This is a genomic window from Agromyces salentinus, assembly GCF_009749395.1.
In the GTDB taxonomy this organism is placed as follows: domain Bacteria; phylum Actinomycetota; class Actinomycetes; order Actinomycetales; family Microbacteriaceae; genus Agromyces; species Agromyces salentinus.
In genome coordinates this window covers 1-17,711 of the sequence record NZ_WBIR01000016.1, presented here as the reverse complement: position 1 = coordinate 17,711, position 17,711 = coordinate 1, and the positions used below count along the sequence as shown (strand labels likewise).

13 protein-coding genes are annotated in these 17,711 nt (G+C 72.9%); 8 read left to right on the top strand and 5 right to left on the bottom strand.

Annotated features, from left to right (window positions below; genetic code table 11):
- Nucleotides 1–9: 9 nt before the first annotated feature.
- Nucleotides 10–1,074, bottom strand: coding sequence for an LLM class flavin-dependent oxidoreductase (locus GQQ95_RS14260; protein ID WP_157428342.1), 1,065 nt, complete (start codon nucleotides 1,072–1,074; stop codon nucleotides 10–12).
- 256 nt (nucleotides 1,075–1,330) lie between these two features.
- On the opposite strand from GQQ95_RS14260, the gene GQQ95_RS14255 reads away from it, so the two are divergent.
- The 3 genes from GQQ95_RS14255 (at nucleotide 1,331) to GQQ95_RS14245 (ending at nucleotide 5,689) form a co-directional block, all read left to right on the top strand.
- Nucleotides 1,331–2,863, top strand: a complete 1,533-nt coding sequence (locus GQQ95_RS14255; protein ID WP_157428341.1) for an FAD-binding oxidoreductase — start codon at nucleotides 1,331–1,333, stop codon at nucleotides 2,861–2,863.
- Nucleotides 2,864–3,042: 179 nt separating this feature from the next.
- Entirely contained in the window at nucleotides 3,043–4,407 is a 1,365-nt protein-coding gene (locus tag GQQ95_RS14250) for a DUF4407 domain-containing protein (protein ID WP_157428340.1), read from the top strand.
- A 100-nt stretch (nucleotides 4,408–4,507) separates the two neighbouring features.
- Nucleotides 4,508–5,689: a baeRF3 domain-containing protein gene (locus tag GQQ95_RS14245; protein ID WP_157428339.1), complete on the top strand. Its 1,182-nt coding sequence runs from the start codon at nucleotides 4,508–4,510 to the stop codon at nucleotides 5,687–5,689.
- A gap of 86 nt (nucleotides 5,690–5,775) precedes the next feature.
- On the opposite strand, the gene GQQ95_RS14240 is transcribed toward GQQ95_RS14245, so the two are convergent.
- Nucleotides 5,776–6,165 (bottom strand): hypothetical protein, encoded by a 390-nt coding sequence (locus tag GQQ95_RS14240; RefSeq protein WP_157428338.1) that lies wholly within the window; start codon nucleotides 6,163–6,165, stop codon nucleotides 5,776–5,778.
- Between the two features lie 96 nt (nucleotides 6,166–6,261).
- On the opposite strand from GQQ95_RS14240, the gene GQQ95_RS14235 reads away from it, so the two are divergent.
- Nucleotides 6,262–7,263, top strand: coding sequence for an LLM class F420-dependent oxidoreductase (locus GQQ95_RS14235; RefSeq protein WP_157428337.1), 1,002 nt, complete (start codon nucleotides 6,262–6,264; stop codon nucleotides 7,261–7,263).
- Between the two features lie 198 nt (nucleotides 7,264–7,461).
- Here the strand turns inward: GQQ95_RS14235 and GQQ95_RS14230 are convergent, their stop codons facing one another.
- Nucleotides 7,462–7,737: a glutaredoxin family protein gene (locus GQQ95_RS14230; protein ID WP_157428336.1), complete on the bottom strand. Its 276-nt coding sequence runs from the start codon at nucleotides 7,735–7,737 to the stop codon at nucleotides 7,462–7,464.
- 181 nt (nucleotides 7,738–7,918) lie between these two features.
- On the opposite strand from GQQ95_RS14230, the gene GQQ95_RS14225 reads away from it, so the two are divergent.
- Nucleotides 7,919–8,284 (top strand): YdeI/OmpD-associated family protein, encoded by a 366-nt coding sequence (locus GQQ95_RS14225; RefSeq protein WP_246205523.1) that lies wholly within the window; start codon nucleotides 7,919–7,921, stop codon nucleotides 8,282–8,284.
- Between the two features lie 138 nt (nucleotides 8,285–8,422).
- Here the strand turns inward: GQQ95_RS14225 and GQQ95_RS14220 are convergent, their stop codons facing one another.
- Together GQQ95_RS14220 and GQQ95_RS14215 are read right to left on the bottom strand one after the other, a co-directional pair.
- On the bottom strand, nucleotides 8,423–12,097 hold the full coding sequence (locus GQQ95_RS14220) for a TM0106 family RecB-like putative nuclease (protein ID WP_157428335.1): 3,675 nt from the start codon (nucleotides 12,095–12,097) through the stop codon (nucleotides 8,423–8,425).
- A 115-nt stretch (nucleotides 12,098–12,212) separates the two neighbouring features.
- Nucleotides 12,213–12,839, bottom strand: a complete 627-nt coding sequence (locus GQQ95_RS14215; RefSeq protein WP_157428334.1) for a TetR/AcrR family transcriptional regulator — start codon at nucleotides 12,837–12,839, stop codon at nucleotides 12,213–12,215.
- A 106-nt stretch (nucleotides 12,840–12,945) separates the two neighbouring features.
- On the opposite strand from GQQ95_RS14215, the gene GQQ95_RS14210 reads away from it, so the two are divergent.
- Genes GQQ95_RS14210 through GQQ95_RS14200 form a run of 3 tightly spaced genes read left to right on the top strand, consistent with a single transcriptional unit; the run spans nucleotide 12,946 to nucleotide 17,623 of the window.
- On the top strand, nucleotides 12,946–14,586 hold the full coding sequence (locus GQQ95_RS14210) for a purine-cytosine permease family protein (RefSeq protein WP_157428333.1): 1,641 nt from the start codon (nucleotides 12,946–12,948) through the stop codon (nucleotides 14,584–14,586).
- Entirely contained in the window at nucleotides 14,583–15,629 is a 1,047-nt protein-coding gene (locus GQQ95_RS14205; protein WP_157428332.1) for an agmatine deiminase family protein, read from the top strand. The genes GQQ95_RS14210 and GQQ95_RS14205 overlap by 4 nt, the downstream gene beginning before the upstream one ends.
- Complete coding sequence (locus GQQ95_RS14200; RefSeq protein WP_246205522.1) at nucleotides 15,626–17,623, top strand: amidase; 1,998 nt, start codon at nucleotides 15,626–15,628, stop codon at nucleotides 17,621–17,623. Before GQQ95_RS14205 ends, GQQ95_RS14200 begins: the two co-directional genes overlap by 4 nt.
- The last annotated feature ends 88 nt before the right edge of the window (nucleotides 17,624–17,711 follow it).

The following is a 17,711-nucleotide window of genomic DNA, read 5'->3' as shown; positions in this document are numbered from 1 at the left end:
TGCGTTCCGCTACTCGGCCGCCCGCGCCGTGCCGAGGTCGCCCGCGAGCAGCTCGAGGGTCTGCTCACGGCCCGGCGCGGCATCCGCCGGCTCCGTCTCGTACGACCCGGCGATCGGCGAGATCATCACCTCGTCGATGCCGTGGCGCGTCGCCAGGGTGCGCAGCTCGGATGCCGCGGATGCCGCGTCGCCGATGATCCAGCGCCGCTCCATGCCGGCGATGAGCTCGTCGACCATGCTGTCGGCGGGAGCCGCCTGGGCCGCCTCGACCGTCTCGAGCTCCCGCATCGGACGGTTGGTGCGCAGGCGCGCCATGGCGCGGAGCTGCGGCAGCGCTCGCGCACGCGCCTCCTCGAGCGTCGGCGCGACGGACGCGTTGACGGTCAGGAAGGTCTCGGGAGCGGGGTGCGCCTCGCTCGGCCGGTACTCCGTGCGGTACAGCTCGAGCGCCCGCTCGAGGCCCTCGCCCGAGAAGTGGTTCGCGAACACGTAGGGGAGCCCGAGCTCGGCGGCGAGCTTCGCCGAGTAGTCGCTCGAGCCCAGCAGCCACACCTGCGGCGTCGAGGTCGCGGCCGGCGTCGCCGTGATCGCGTACTCGCGGCCGCTCGTCAGTCGCAGGTTCGCGCCGTCGGGCGAGACGAGGCTCAGGATGTCGGCGATGTGATCGGGGAACCGGTCGACGTCGGCGGTCGGCCCCGAGATGCGCAGCAGCTGCGTGATGACGGGATCGCTGCCCGGCGCGCGGCCGAGGCCCAGGTCGATGCGTCCGGGGGCGATGGCCTCGAGGGCGGCGAACTGCTCCGCCACCACGAAGGGCGCGTGGTTCGGCAGCATCACGCCGCCCGAGCCGACGCGGATGCGCTCGGTCTGCGCCACGGTCGCCGCGATCAGCACGGGCGGGGTCGTCGACGCGACGGAGCGCATGTTGTGGTGCTCGGCGAACCAGTAGCGGGTGAACCCCAGCCGATCGGCGAGCTTGGCGAGACCCACGGATGCCGCGACGGCCCCCGCGCTGGTCTGGCCGCTCCGAACGGGAACGAGGTCGAGGACGGACAGGCGCAGTGTTTCGGACATCGATGAGGAGAACCGCCGATCGCGTCCGGGTATTCCGGCGGATGCGGCATCCGGACCTCTTCGCCGCCTCGACCGCCGCGGCATCCGATCTCGAGGGATAACCCTGAGGCGGGTGGAGGGATGCCACTGGGGCGCGGGGCGGGCGACGGCCGTTGGATGGATCTCGCGTTCGTGCGTGCCGATGGGATCCCCCGCGGCCGTCCGCCTCCCGAGTGGGGCCTGGGCCCGCGGCGCGACCCATCGAAAGGAACCAGCTGTGAACACCCCTGTGTCCGGCGCCGCTCGAAGCGCCGCCGAACCCGAGACCACCCCGACCGCGGAACCCGCGCTCGCGCCCGTCGCCGACCTCGCCACCGCACGTGCCCGTCACGGACAGGACCGGGCCGCCGCCGATCGCGAGGCGGCCTTCGCCGACCTCGCCGACCGGCTCGACGGCCGGCTGAGCCTGCCGGGCGGCCCCACCTGGGACGTCGACCGCCTCGCGTGGAACCTCGCCGTCGACCAGCTGCCCGCGGCGGTCGTCATCGCGGGCAGCGCCGAAGACGCCGGGCGGGCCGTGCGCACCGCCGCGAGCCTCGGGCTCGCCATCGCCGCCCAGGCCACCGGCCACAACGCGGGACCGCTCGCGGCGCAGGCCGGCTTCGACGAGGTCGTGCTGCTCAAGCTGTCCGAGCTGCGCGGCGTCGAGATCGACGCGTCCGCCCGTGTCGCCCGCATCGAGCCGGGCGCCCAGTGGGGCGACGTCGTCGCGGCCGCATCGCCGCACGGGCTCGCGGCGCTCGCCGGCTCCTCGCACGACGTCGGCGTCATGGGCTACACGCTCGGCGGCGGCATCAGCTGGCTCGCCCGCTCGCACGGGCTCGCCGCGAACCAGGTGCTGGCCGCCGAGATCGTGACGGCCGACGGGCGGATGCGGCGCATCGACGCCGAGCACGACGCCGACCTGTTCTGGGCCATCCGGGGCGGCGGCGGGGACTTCGGCGTGGTCACCGCGCTCGAGTTCCGCCTCTTCCCGATCGCCGAGGTCATCGCCGGCATGCTGCTGTGGCCGCTGGATGACGCGACCGAGGTACTGCCGGCGTGGGCCGCCTGGACGGCCGAGCTGCCCGACAGCGTCACCTCGACGGCGCGGGTCATGCGCCTGCCGGCGCTGCCCGACCTGCCGCCGTTCCTCTCCGGACGAGAGCTCCTGCTCATCGAGGCCGTGTGCCAGGAGGGGCCGGAGCGCACCGCGGAGCTGCTCGCCCCGCTCCGCGCCTTCGCGCCCGAGATCGACACGGTGCATCCGCAGCCCGTCGCCGAACTGCTGCAGCTCCACATGGATCCGCCGGAGCCCACTCCGGGCTTCGGCGACGGCATGATGCTGACCGAGCTGACGCCCGAGGGCGTGCGCGCCTTCCTCTCCGCGGTGGGGCCCGGCGCCGACACGGCCCTGCTCGTCGCCGAGCTGCGACACCTCGGCGGTGTGCTCGACCCCGACGCGGCGCTGGCCGCGGCTGACGACCACGGCGTTCCGGCGCCCGGGGTCGTCGCGGGCTTCGACGCCGGGTACCTCGTGTTCGCCGGCGGCATCCCGATGCCCGGCATGCAGGAGGCGCTCGTCGCCTCGCTCGGCCGGCTGTTCTCGAGGATCGAACCGTGGCGCGCCCCCGTCGAGTACCTGAACTTCAGCGAGAGCCGACGCCCGGCCGAGCGGCTGTTCGGCGAGCGGGTCCACCGCCTGCGCGCGGTCAAGCAGGCGGTCGACCCGAGCGGCACGATCCGCTCGAACCACCCCGTGCTCGGCTGAGACCTCCAACCGCGCGCGAACTGCGCGTGACCCTCGCCCGACCTCAGCGGGGTGGCTTCGCGGCCGCCCCGCTCAGGGTCGATTGGGGGGATTCCCCGAGTGACCTCGCCCGGCTCCCGGCGTAGCGTGGCGAGCCGGACCGGACCGGGTGGGCCGGCCGCAAAGGAATCGGGGGACGGATGAGTCGGCTCGGCGACAGGCTCGCGACATTCGGCGGCGCGCGGCCCGAGGTGCTCGAACGCACGCCGGGGGAGCGTCAGCGCTACCTCGCCATGGGCCTCGTGCTCATCGCCACCGCGGCCGTCTCGGCGGCCGCGGCGTCGTTCGCGATGGCCATGGCGCTGACGGCGCCCGTCTGGGTGGCCGTCATCGTCGGCCTCGGCTGGGGCCTCGTGATCCTGGCCATCGACCGCATGCTCGTCGTCGGCATGCCGAGGCAGCCCCGCGCCTCCGCGAACCTGCTGCTCGCGCTGCCCCGGGTCGCGCTCGCGCTCGTGATCGGCGTCGTGGTCGCGACCCCGCTCACGCTGCAGGTCTTCGAGCGCGAGATCGCCGCCGAGACCGAGGTCATGGTGCTCGAGGCGAAGCAGGCGTTCGAGGAGCGGCTCGCCGCCGATCCGCGGTACGACGAGATCGCGTCGCTCACCGAGAGCGTCGCCGCCCAGCAGGCGCTCATCTCCGACGGCGGACGTGCGGCGCTCGATGCCGACGCCGACTACGTCGCGGCCCAGGCGGCGACCGCGGCCGCACAGGCCGCCTACGACGAGGCCAACCGGGTCTGGCTCGCCGAGCTCGACGGCACCGGCGGCACCGGCATCGTCGGAGACGGCCCGATCACGCAGTCCAAGAAGCTCGACCGCGACGGCAAGCTCGCCGCGCTCGATGCGGCGAAGGCCGCGGAGGCGGACGCGAAGGCGCAGGCCGAGGCGCGCATCGAGGCCGGATCGGCCGCGGCGGTGCAGCAGGCCGAGCAGACCCTCGCCGCCGACACCGAGCGGCTCGACCGGCTGACCGCCGCCCGCGACGTGGAGGCCGCCCGCTACGACGCGGCCGCCGACCAGAGCACGGGCATGCTCGCCCGTCTCGACGCCCTGTGGCGCATCGGCGAGCGCAACGGAATGCTCGCGTTCGCGCATGCCATGATCGCGCTGCTCTTCGTCTGCATCGAACTCATGCCCGTGCTGACCAAGACCCTCCAGAACCTCATGGTGCCGACCGCCTACGACGAGGTGGCCGGGATCACGGACGACACCATCGTGGCGGCCGACCGCGAACGCGCGGCCGAGCGGCTCCGCGCCGCTCGCGAGGAGTCGGCGCCGAGGCTCGACGTCGCGGAGTACCGCGCCGGCCTCCGGCGCGAGTCCGGCCGCCGCATCGCCGACGCGTTCGTCGCGCGACAGGAGGAGGCCGAGCTCGCGGCGGTCGACGAGTGGGCGGAGCAGCGGGCGCCGTTCATCGCGGCGCGCGCGGTGCGGGAGTGGGAGCAGGACGCCGACGGCGCCCCGGACGCCGCTCCTCCGCTGACGGCGCCGAACCCTGCGTGAGCGCCGAGCGTCGCGCTCTGGGGGTGTCGCTCGCGGCCTCGCCTTCATAGGCTGGGGTCTCAGCGACATCGCCGTCGCACGATCCACGGGGGAGGAACGAATGACGCTCCATCACGAGCTGCCGACCAGCGCCGATTTCGCAACACTGGCGGGTGAGCACCGACCGGCCATCACCGTCTACGCCTCGACGTCGCCCGTGGTCAACGAGCGCGAACGCGCCGAGGTCGCGGTCAAGAGCGCGTTCGACCACGCGATCGACCAGATCAAGCTCGGCGGGGCCTCCGCCTCCGAACTCGATGCGCTCCGGCGCGAACGCGACGGCGTGCTCGGCGACGTCACGCTCTGGGGCGGACTCTCCCGGTCGCTGGCGATCTTCGTCGCGCCGGGCTTCTCCGAGGTCTTCGTGCTGCCGAACCGGCTCGACGACGCCTGGCACGTGGGCTCGCACTTCACGCTCGGCCAGCTGCTCCGCGCCCCGAGCCAGGACCAGGAGGCCTTCGCCCTCACGCTCTCGGCGCACGAGTGGTGCCTGTGGCACGCCACGCCCACCGCGCGTGCCGCCCGCCTCGAGACCGACCCGTCGCATCCGGCCGACCTCGACGCCGCGACGAACCGCGAGCCGGGCGAGACCAGTCCCCGTGGCGGCCAGCACGGCGACCGCGGCGAGGTCGGCGACGAGCGTCGCAAGACGCTGCTCGACATCTACGCCAAGCGCATCGCCGACGCCACCAAGCACGAGCTCGCCGCGATCGACCCCGACGGGCGCGTGCCGCTCTTCGTGTTCGCAGCGGAACCGCTGCTCAGCGGGTTCATCGACCGTTCCCGCAACGGCCGTCGCGTCGTCGGCGTGCCTGGGTCCCCCGACCGGCTCGGCGCAGCCGAGATCGACGCGGCCCTGCGCGAGCAGTTGGCGCACCTGAACATCGCCGAAGCGGATGCCGCGCTCCGCGGGCTCGCCGAGGCCAATGCCGGGCGGGTCGAGCGCGATCTCGCGGCCATCGCGAGGCTCGCCGCCGACGGAGCGGTCGAGACCATGTGGTTCGACTTCACGACCTCGGTCAACGGCACGCTCGACCGCGAGAGCGGGGCGATCGAGTTCGCCACGGCGAACGGCACCGGCGACGCGCTCGCGGACGGCACGCCGGCCGGCGACCTGCTCCCGCAGCTCGCCATGCTGGTCGTGTCCAAGGGCGGCAAGGTCGTCACCGTGCGCGGCGAGGACCTCGACGGTGACACGTGGAACGGCCCGGCGATGGCCGAGCTGCGGTTCGCGCTCGCCTGATCAGCGGCCGGCCGGCTCGCGATCGGTCGCCCTCGTCGGGCGCCCGATCGCGCAGTCGACCCTCGTTCAGCCTCCGGAGCGCCGGGTCACGACACGGAGACGGATGCCGCGGCACGTCGAGTCGCGGCATCCGCTCGCTCGCCGTGGCGCACCTGCTCGACCACCGCGACACGGAACGGCTCGCGCCACCCGAAGCGGATGACGATCTCCCGCGCCTGCGTGTCCTCGATGATCGCCTCGACGCGCGTGTCGACGAGCACGCGCGGCATGCCGCGGCGCGGCGCGGCCTCGCGGAGTTCGAGCCAGAGGCTCTCCGGATGCGGGACGACGCCGGGGTTCGCGGCGACGAGCGAGAGCTCCCAGCCGCTGGTCGGGCAGAGGCCGAAGCCCGTGACGTGCACGATGCGGCCCGCCGACGAGGTGACGGCGGTGGCGGTGAAGTCCTCGGCGGAGAATTCGCAGTGGGTCGTGTTCATTCCGAGCACGCTACGGCCGGCCTGACGGCGCGTCCTCAGGGACAACGCTGAATTCGCGACGGCGATCCGCGCGGCATCCGTCCTAGGCTGAACGACATGCGTTTCGGAATGTTCATCCCCCAGGGCTGGCGCCACGACCTCGTCGACATCGACCCGGCCGAGCACTGGCAGACCATGCACGACCTCGCCGCGCACGCGGATGCGCCCGACTCCGGATGGGAGTCCATCTGGGTCTACGACCACTTCCACACCGTGCCGGTGCCGAGCGAGACCGAGGCCACGCACGAGGCATGGACCCTCATGTCGGCCTTCGCGGCGTCGACCTCGCGCGTGCGCCTCGGCCAGATGTGCACGTGCGTCGCCTATCGCAACCCCGCGTACCTCGCGAAGATCGCCGCGACGGTCGACCTCATCTCGGGTGGACGCACCGAGATGGGCATCGGCGCAGGCTGGTACGAGCACGAGTGGCTCGCCTACGGCTACGGATTCCCCGACGCCCCCACGAGGCTCCGGATGTTGCGCGAGGGCGTCGAGGTCATGCACCAGGCCTGGACGACCGGCCGGGCGAGCCTCGACGGCGAGTTCTGGCAGATCGACGACGCCATCGTGCAGCCGAAGCCGCTCCAGGCCGGGGGCATCCCGATGTGGATCGCCGGCGGCGGCGAGAAGGTCACCCTGAAGATCGCGGCGAAGTACGCGAGCTACACGAACTTCAACGGCGGCGCCGAGGGCTTCACCCACAAGAGCGAGGTCCTGCGCGGGCACACCGACGCCCTCGGTCGCGACTTCGACTCCATCGTGCGCAGCTCGAACTTCAACACGGTCGTCGGCACGGATGCCGCGGACGTGGAGCGCCGGCTCGCGGCGATCGAGGCGCGGGTGGCGCCGTACCTCGGCCAGGCCGGCACCGAGCGGTACCTGCAGGGTTTCCACTCCGAGGACGCCGCCGTCGGCACGGTGAGCGAGGTCGTGGCCAAGATCGAGCGTCTGCGCGACCGCGGCCTCGGCTACGCGATCCACTACATGCCCGAGCTCGCCTACGACCGCAGCGGCCTCGAGCTGTTCGAGGCGGAGGTCATCCCCGCGCTCGCCGACTAGAGCAGCACACACAGCGAGGCCCGCGGCGGATGCCGCGGGCCTCGCTGTCTGCGTCAGCGCCGGACTCGGTGGGCGCTGTCGCCGGTCGGGAGGAGTTCGCACGATCGGGAGGACCGATTCCGCGGAATGGTCCTCCCGATCCCGCGATCTCCTCCGCCCGCGTCGCCGAGCGCGTGCGCGCTGGGCGGTGGGCGCCGGTTACGCCGCGATGGCCTCGTCGAGCTTCGCGGCGAGCTGGGCGTCAGTGGGCTCGGTGAAGTGCGTGCCGTCGGGGAAGACGACCACGGGGATCTGGGTGCGTCCCGAGATCGCCTTGGCGCGGTCGGCGCCGTCGAGGACGACCTCGAGGTCGACGTAGTCGTAGTCGACGCCACGGCCGTCGAGCAGCGCCTTGGAGCGGCGGCAGTCGATGCACCATTCGGCGCCGTACATGGTGATGCGGTCGGGGTTCAGGTCGGATGCAGGGGAAGTCATACCCATAACCTACGTTTCGACGCTGAGGGGTATTCCCAGCGTTCGGGGGGCTTCGGCGGGCTTCGGCCCGGACGCGCGCGACGGTGTCGGCGGCGCCATCGCGGTGGCAGACTCGCCCCATGCGATTCGAGTCGACGATGTTCCAGACGGGCAACAACACGGGCATCGAGGTGCCCGAGACGTGATCGAGGCGCTCGGCGCCGGGCGCAAGCCGCCGGTGGTCGTGACGGTCAACGGTTTCGAGTACCGCAGCACGGTCGCCGTGATGGGCGGCAGGTACCTCATCGGATTCAGTGCCGACAAGCGCGCGCAGACCGGCATCCGGGGTGGGGACCCGATCGTCGTCGACCTGGAGGTCGACACCGCGCCGCGCACGGTCGAGGTGCCCGACGACCTCGCCGCGGCGCTCGAGGCATCAGGTGGTCGGGCCGCGTTCGATGCGCTGTCGCCGAGCGCCCGCAAGGCCCACGTGACGAACGTCGAGGCGGCGAAGGCGCCGGAGACCCGGCAGCGACGGATCGAGGCGATCGTCGCGAAGCTCAGCTGACCGCCCGAGCGGTGAGTCGGCGTCGGAGCCGGGGTCGGCAGGGATGAATCGAGGGGATCGTCGCCGGTCTCGGCTGACGAGCGGATGCCGCGTGCGCCGCCAAGCCCATGGCCATGCACGGGCAGTCGGGCGATGAGGTTAGCGCGACCCCAGCAGGAGGTCGGGCGCGTCGTCGGTGGCGTCGACAGCGTCGGGGCGTGCGGCACCGGGCTGGGCTCCGCCCGGATGGACTCCGCCGGGCCGGGGGAGCGCGGGGCGCGAGGCGCCGACCAGCCGGACGAACGCGCTCAGCTGGGCGACGCCGGCCGGCGTGTACGGCAGGGCGTCGAGCAGTCCGGGCGAGAAGAGCAGGTACGCCGCCCACTTGGCGCGTGAGATCGCGACGTTGAGCCGGTTCTTCAGCAGCAGGAACTCCACGCCTCGAGGCGCGGAGGTGGCGCTCGAGGCCGCGAGGGAGACGATGGCGACCGCGGCCTCCTGACCCTGGAACTTGTCGACCGTGCCGACGGGGACGTCGTGATAGCCGGCCTCGTCGAGGGCACGACGTACGAGGGTGAGCTGCGCGTTGTAGGGCGTGACCACGATGAGGTCGCACTCCTCGAGCGGGCGCCCGCCGGCGGCATCGGGGTCGGTGGGGTCGACCCAGTGGCGCCCGAGCAGGTCGGCGACGACCTCGACGACGACCGCGGCCTCTTCGCCCGACGCGACGGTGTTGCCCTCGTGGAGCACCGGCACGGGTACGAGTCCGGGATGCACGCCGTCGAGCGAGCGGGTCGAGGCGACCTCGTGGGAGTGCAGCTCGCCCTCGTACGAGAGGCGTGAGACCGGTGCGGCGACCGCCGGGTGCATGCGGCGGCTCTCGGCGAGGAAGATGCCGAGCTCTGGCGGCAGCACGTCGTGGCCGTCGGCGATCCACCCGAGCGCCGAGGTGTCGACGGGTTCGAGGTGGATGCCCTGGCTCACCTGCGGGAGCTGCTGCGGGTCGCCGAGCAGCAGCAGGTTGCGGGCCGACACCGACGCGGCGATGGTCGACGCGAGCGAGAACTGCCCGGCCTCGTCGATGACGAGCAGGTCGAGCGACCCTCGGGGCACCCGGTCGGCGTTGGCGAAGTCCCAGGCCGTGCCGCCCACGACGAACCCGGTGGTGGCATGGGCCTCGGCGAACTGCGCGATGCCGTTGCGACGCTTGTCGAGGCGCGTGTACTCGTGGTCGAAGGGCTCGCCGTCGTCTTTCGGGGCCTTGCCGACGAGGTCGGGCGCGAGCCCCGCGCGGATCGTCGCATCGAGCACGTTCTCGACCACGGCGTGCGACTGGGCGACCACGCCGACCTTCCACCCGTGCTGCGCGACGAGCGTCGCGATCACGTGCGAGGCCACGTAGGTCTTGCCCGTGCCGGGAGGCCCCTGCACCGCGAGGTAGGAGTCGTCGAGGTGCCGCACCCCTGCGACGACCGCGCCGACGTAGTCGAGGTCGGCTGCGAGCGCGCCGATCGAGCGGAGCCCCAGCCCGTCACGGGTGCGTGGTTCGATGCGGCGCAGGATGTCGACCGCCGGGTTCGCGGGCCACCTGGGCCAGGTGCGCGCGACCTGCTCGGCCCAGGCCGCGATCGCGTCCTTCTGGCGACCGGCGTGCGGCGGCGGACCCGGCACGACCGCCACCGGCATGGTCGACCAGAGGTCGCCGGCCACGGCTCGCTCCTCGACGACGACGCCGTCGTCGAGCACCTCGACGATCTGGACGGGGTTGGGCGTGCGAGACCCCGGTCGTGCGGCACGCCGGGCGAACGGCGCCGGGAAGTCGTAGAGCACGAACACGCTGGCGCCGACCGAGAAGCGCGAGCCGGGCGCGATGCGCCCGCGCAGGCGCACGTGACGACGGTCGACCTGCTGACCCTCTTCACGGAACCAGGGCTGCACGACGGCGGACGCCGCGGGGTCGACGACGATGACGTCGCGCTGCTCCTCCCACCCTTCGATCGGCTGCTCGAGCCGGAAGAAGTGCGCCCACCAGAAGCTCTTCGCCTCGCGGTCGTGGTAGTCGATGGCGGCTGCGGCGAGGGCGAGGGCCGTGTGGTCGGCGTCGCGGTCGGGGTCATCACGGGGGCCGGCGAGATGCTGGAGGTGGAGGGCGATCGGCGAGGGCTCGTAGACCTTGCCCTCGGCCTTCGCGGCCTCGACGAGCTGGGACTCGGGAACCGAGGGGATGCCCGCGCCGCGCGCGAGCCCGAGCAGCCAGTCACGCAGTCGGAGCGTCGAGACGCAGTCGTAGCGGTTGTAGTCGGCGAGGTCGTCGAGGATGTGCTGCGCGGCGGCCTGCCCGGACAGTCCGGTGGCCGGGTCGGTGGCGCCGCTCGAGGCCAGGTCGCGCGCCCGCACGTACTCGAGGATCGAGTCGCCGCCGGACTTGACCTCGGCCTCGCGCAGCTCGGTGCCCATGTACAGCGGCTCGAGCTTCTTGATCGAGTACGAGCGGCTGCCGATGCGCACCGCGCGCTTGACGATCGGGTAGAGGTCGACGAACACGCCGTCGGAGAGCAGCTGGTCGACCTCGGCCTCGCGGACGCCGTGCCTGGCGGCGATGGCGAGCAGGTGCGCACGCTCGTAGTTGGCGTAGTGGTAGATGTGCATCTCGGGGTGCGCTGCGCGGCGCAGGGCCACGAGGTCGAGGAACCGCTCGAGCGCGACCTTCTCCTCGGCGAAGCTGTGCGCCCAGAGCGGGGTGAACTGCTCGTCGACGTCGACCATGCCGAACAGGTAGTCGATGCCCCACTCCTTGGCGGGGCCCTCGGTGTAGAGGGGGTCGCCCTCGAAGTCGAAGAAGAGGTCGCCGGCGTCGGGCTCGGGGATCGCCGAGAGGGATGCCGCATCGCGGAGCGCGACCGGCGGGGGGAGCGGCGGGTCGTCGGGCGAGCGCCCGCCCGCCGCGTCTGCCGCGAACTGGGCGGCCTCGGCCTCGAGCTGCAGCCGTGCCTGCAGGCGCAGGTTCGCGAGGGTGTTGTCGAGCACCCCGGGCACCGGCCCGTCGGAGGCCACGAGCGCGTCGATCCTCGTGATACCGGCCTCAGCCAGGGCCGGGCGCTGCGTGACGCGCAGGCCGGCGACGAGCAGGACGTCGCGGTGCGCCTGCACCTCGAGGTCGCAGGTCGGGCACCGACCGTCGAGCCCGTACCTGGGGTCGCCCCAGGCGACGGGGCCCGTGTCGGCCAGCCGCTCGTCGATGATCTGCTCGAGTCGGGCCCGACGCAGTCCGTAGACGGGGAGGATGTCGTCGAGCCGGTGCGTGCTCGTCGTGCCGTCGCCGAGGAGGAGCTCGACGGTGTCGGCGCAGGGCACTCCGATGCGGTGCAGCTGCTGGGCGTACGCGGCGAGCTGCAGCAGCGCGGTGACCTTCGCCCGGCGGGCGAGCTTGCTGTCCTGCACGAGGTAGCGGCCGTCTGCCTGGCGCACGATGAAGTCGGCGAACCCGATGAAGCCGTCGTCGGCGAACGTGGCCTGGAAGACCACGGGCGCACCGGCGGCGAAGGCGGCGTTGGTGGCCGCGACCGCGGCGGCGATCGCATCGGCGTCGCGCACGGACGGCCGCTCGATCTCGACGACGCCGGCGCCGAACTGCTCGCGGTACCGCTCGAGCACCCGCAGCTCGTGCTCGTCGCCCATGCGCCCCGAGCGTTCGAGCATGGCGTCTTCGGGATCGGGCACGGCCTCGATGCGGCCGAGCTTGGCGTCGAGCGCGCGGAGGAAGGCGAACTCGCACTCCGAGGCCTTCTTGAGGTCGCTCGCGCTCGTGACCACCATGCCGTCGACCAGATACATCGGGTTCCCTTCGCCGTGCCTCCACGGTAGTCGCGGCATCCGACATCGCGGACGGTGCCGAATCGGCGGCGCGGCACGGCACGGCCCGGCGCCGCCGCGTGCTCCGTCCCACGTATCAGGGCTCGGCGAGCACGCCCCGGTGCAGGCCGAGCATGCCCTCGACGGCGTGGCCGATGCGGGTGCCGCGATCGCCGGAGTCCTCCCAGCTGACCAGCGCGTGGGCGTTCAGGCCGTCGATCATGCCGAGCACCTGCCAGGCGACGGATGCCGCGTCGTCGGTCTCGAACTCCCCGCTGGCGATGCCCGCCTCGATGATGGCCTGCAGGAAGGTGCGCCAGTCGTCCATCTCGGCGCGCACGCGCTCGGCGAGCGCCTCGTTACGGCGGCCGAGCGCCCACGCCTCGACCCAGATGAGCGTCACGTCGTCGCGGGAGCCGTCGAGGAGGGTCTCGAGGAGCAGGGCGAGGCGCGTGCGGGGGCTCTCGCGCTCGGCGACGAGCTCGCCGACCTCGGCCAGCTCCCGCGCGACGATGGTGCCGAACGTGTTCGCGACGAGGGCGTCCATGTTGGGCTCGTAGTGCGCGACGAGGGCGGGGGCCACGTCGACCTGGGCCGCGACGCCGCGCAGCGTGACCGCGTAGAGCCCGTGTTCGAGGGCGACCGCGCACGCGGCATCCGCGATCTCGACCGAGCGTTCGGCTGCGCTCTTGCGGGCGGCCTTCTTGCGGGCCGGTCTTGACATGGTGACCTCGTGTCGGTAGCGTCGCTGCAACTTATTGATCGTGTGATCAATAGTAGATCGAGTCCCCGATCCTGTCGAGAGATCGACGAGCAGAGAGTCCTCAACGATGAGCAACACCACCACCGCGACCCCGGATGCCGCAGCGACCCCGGATGCCGCAGCGACGCCGCAGCCCGGCGCGATCACGCAGCCCGGCGCGATCGCGCCCGCAGCCGCGGCTGCCGCGGCATCCGCCACCGCCACCGCGGCCACCGCAGCCGCCGACGCCGACCGCGCCGGCCGCATCGAAACCCACGGCGCCGACTTCATCCCCGAGGACGAGCGGCGCGGCCGCCCGCGCGAGCTCTTCTGGGTGTGGATGTCGGCCAACGTCATCTACCTCTACTTCGTCGTCGGCGGCGTGCTCATGCTGCTCGGCCTCCCGGTGTGGGAGGCCCTGCTCATCACGGTGCTCGGCAACCTCTGGTGGGCGGCCGTGGGCCTGCTCGCGATCAGCGGACCGGTCTCGGGCACGCCGAGCGTCGCGATCATGCGGGCCATGTTCGGCATCCGCGGCAGCCGCGTCTTCGGCGCGGGCCTCGGCGTGGCCATCGGCATCTTCTACGAGATCATCAACATCGCGTTCGCGACCCTGGCCGCGCTCGCGCTCGTCGCGCAGATCGGCATCGTGCTCCCGGCCGGCGCCGAGTGGGGCGTGCTCGTCGTCGTCGCCGCGCTCAGCTTCGTCATCGGCATCTACGGCCACGCGACCATCCTGAAGCTGGCTCCGTACTTCTCGGCCGCGCTCGCCGTGGTCTTCATCGTGCTCGCGGTGTTCGTGTTCGGCGCGGCCGACCTCTCGTACGCCCCCGCGCCGCTCGAGCCCGGCGAGCACTGGGCGATGCTGCTGCTCGGCTTCGCGATCGTCGCGTCGAGCCCGCTGTCGTGGGGCACCGGCGCCGACTACGCGCGCTACCTGCCGACGGATGTGTCCAAGCGCAGGGTCGCGCTGTGGACGGCGCTCGGCGGCTTCATCCCCGCGATCTTCATCGGCACGCTCGGCGTCGTCGCCGGCACCGCGATCGACATGACCGACCCGCAGTTGACGATCGCCGAGATCGTGCCCGCCTGGTTCACGCCGGTCTTCCTGGCGATGATCGTGCTCTCGAGCATCACGAACAACGTGCTCGTCGCCTACTCCACGGGCCTCTACGCCCAGGGCCTCGGGTTCCGGATGCCCCGAGCACTGACCGTCGTCGTCACCGGCGCCGCCGCGACCGCCGCCGCGGCCTGGCTGCTGTTCATCGCCCCGAGCTTCCTCGACGCCCTGAACTCCTCGCTCGAACTCGCCGTGACCGTGCTCGGCCCGCTCGTCGCCGTGTACGCGGTCGACATCCTGCTGCGCCGCAACCGATACGACGGACGGGCCCTCACCGACGAGCGCCAAGGCAGCCCGTTCTGGTATCGCGGCGGCGTGTTCTGGCCCGGCGTGATCGCCATGGTCGGCGCCACCACGACGGCCGTGCTCATGGCCAACACGACGCTCTACGTCGGGCCGATTTCCGAGGCGCTCGGCGGCGCAGACCTCTCGGCGATCGTCGGACCGCTGTTGGCCGGCGGGCTCTACGCCGTGCTGTGGCTCACCACGCCGCCGTACCGGGACCCGGCCGCGCGCCCCGCGGCATCCGACGCTCGCACGGCCGACGGCACGGCCGACCGCACTGCCGACCGCACTGCAGAAGCTCGCACTCAGGAGGTGCCCGCATGACCTGGCGCATGCCCGCAGAGACCGCCCCTCACGACCGCACCTGGATGGCGTTCCCGCGCGAGGGCCTGACACTCGGCGAGACCGAGGTCGAACGCGAGGCCGGCTACGCCGCCTGGTCGGCCGTCGCGAACGCGATCGTGCCGTTCGAGCCGCTGGTCATGGTCGTCGACCCGACCGAGACCGCCCGCGCCCGTCGCATGCTCGACGGCGCGATCGAGCTCGTCGAGGCCCCGCTCGACGAGTTCTGGATGCGCGACTTCGGCCCCACCTTCGTCGTCGACGACGAGCGCCCCGGCGTGCTCGGCGCCGTCGACTGGGTCTTCAACGGCTGGGGCGCCCCCGAGTGGGCCGAGTGGGCCAAGTCCGCCGAGATCGCGCGGTTCATCGCCGATCGCATCGGAGCCGAGCTCGTGAGTTCGGTGCTCGTGAACGAGGGCGGCGGCATCCACGTCGACGGCGAGGGCACCGTGCTGCTCACCGAGACCGTGCAGCTCGACCCGCGCCGGAACCCCTACGCCGACCGGGCGAGGGTCGAGGCGGAGTTCGCGCGCACGATCGGCACGACCAAGGCGATCTGGCTCCCCCGCGGACTCGAGCGCGACTACGACGACTTCGGCACGAACGGGCACGTCGACATCGTCGCGACCATCCCGTCACCCGGTCGCCTCCTGCTGCACTCGCAGACGAACCCCGAGCACCCCGACTTCGAGGTCACGCGCGCGCTCCGGGAACAGCTCGAGACCGAGACGGATGCCGCGGGCCGCCCCTTCGAGATCGTCGACCTGCCGGCGCCCGCGACGCTGCGCGACCACGAGGGCTTCGTCGACTGGAGCTACGTCAACCACCTCGTCGTGAACGACGGCGTGATCGCGTGCGGCTTCGGCGAGGAGCGGGCGGATGCCGCGGCGCGCGAGATCCTCGCCGACGCCTACCCCGGCCGCCGCGTCGTCACCATCGACTCGCGCGAGATCTTCGCCCGCGGCGGCGGCATCCACTGCATCACGCAGCAGCAGCCCTCGCTCGAGGTGGAGGCCGGCCGATGACGGAGGAGTCCCGGCGGTCGAGGAGCGAAGCGTCTCGAGACCCCCTGGAGGGGGGTCTCGATACGGCTGCTCCTGCGTCGCTGCCTACTCGACCCCCGGGGGCTGCTCCTACGTCGCTGCCTACTCGACCGCCGGGGGCTGCTCCTGCGTCGCTGCCTACTCGACCGCCGGGGGCTGCTCCTGCGTCGCTGCCCACTCGACCGCCGGGGAGCGGGTTCGACGTCGTCGAGGCGTCGATCGCCGACCTCCGCGCCGCGCTCGAGACTGGGCGCGTCACCGCGGTCGGGCTGCTCGACGCCTACCTCGCGCGCATCGCCGCGTACGACGCGCCCGAGACGGACACCGCGCTCAACGCCGTCGTCGTGATGAACCCGGAAGCTCGGGCCGACGCGCTCGCCTCCGATGAGCGCAGGGCGGCGGGGCGCGTGCGCGGCCCGCTCGACGGCATCCCGTACACCGCGAAGGACAGCTACCTCGCGCGCGGCCTGACCGCCGCCGCCGGATCGCCCGCGTTCGAGCACCTCGTCGCGCAGCGCGACGCCTTCACGATCGAGCGCCTGCGCGATGCTGGCGCCGTGCTCATCGGGCTCACGAACATGCCGCCGATGGCGAACGGCGGCATGCAGCGCGGCGTCTACGGCCGCGCCGAGAGCCCGTACAACGCGGCGTACCTCACGGCCGCGTTCGGCTCGGGCTCCTCCAACGGCTCCGGCACGGCGACCGCGGCGTCGTTCGCGGCGTTCGGCCTCGGCGAGGAGACGTGGTCGTCCGGCCGCGCCCCGGCGTCCAACAACGCGCTCTGCGCCTACACGCCCTCGCGCGGCGTGATCTCGGTGCGCGGCAACTGGCCCCTCGTGCCGACCATGGACGTCGTCGTGCCGCACACGCGCACCATGGCCGACCTGCTCGAGGTGCTCGACGTCATCGTCGCCGACGACCCCGAGACGCGCGGCGACTTCTGGCGCGTCCAGCCCTGGGTCGAGATCCCCGCATCCTCCGACGTGCGCCCCGACTCGTACGTCGCCCTGCTGGGGGCGGATGCCGCGGGCGAAGCGGATGCCGCGGGCGAGCCGGATGCCGCCGCCGAACCACCTGCGGTCGCTCGCGCCGTGCTCGCCGGGCGACGCTTCGGCGTGCCGCGCATGTACGTCGACGCCGACCCCGAGGCGGGCACGGCCGAGCCCGGGCGCAGGCCCGGCATAGGCGGGCCCACCGGGCAGCGCATCCGGACGAGGGCGACGGTCCTCGACCTCTGGGAGGCCGCGCGCCGCGACCTCGAGGCGGCGGGCGCCGAGGTCGTGCTCGTCGACTTCCCGGTGGTGTCCAACTACGAGGGCGACCGCCCGGGGACGCCGACGATCGCGACGCGTGGACTCGTCGCGCCGGAGTACCTGCGGCGCGAGATCGTCGACCTCTCGGCCTGGTCGTGGAACGACTTCCTCGACGCCAACGGCGACCCCGCGCTGCGGGCCCTCGCCGACGTCGACGGCGCCCGCATCTTCCCGCACCCCGAGGGCGCGCTGCCCGACCGGTACACGGGCTTCGACGACGACATCGCCGAGTACCCGGACTGGGCGCGCGCGCACCCCGGCGCGACGCTCGACGACATGCCCGAGCTCGAGGACGGCCTCCGGGGACTCGAGGAGACCCGCCGGGTCGACCTCGAGGCGTGGATGGACGGGCTCGGACTCGACGCGGTCGTGTTCCCGGCCGTCGCCGACGTCGGCCCCGCGGACATGGACGTGAACGAGGCATCCGCCGACCTCGGCTGGCGCAACGGCGTCTGGGTGGCGAACGGCAACCTCGTGCCGCGGCATCTCGGCATCCCGACGGTGACGGTGCCGATGGGCACGATGGCCGACATCCGGATGCCGGTCGGACTGACGTTCGCGGGCCGTGCCTACGACGACACGACGCTGCTGCGCCTGGCCGCCGCCTTCGAGGGGACCGGCCACCGGCGGACCGAGCCGCCGCGCACCCCGCGTCTCGCCTGAGCCGCCCGGCGCGCACCGCGACGCAGCACCGGGCCGCCCGGGCGCGCTGCGATGCACCGGGCCGACCGGGCCGAGCGGGCGCGCCGCG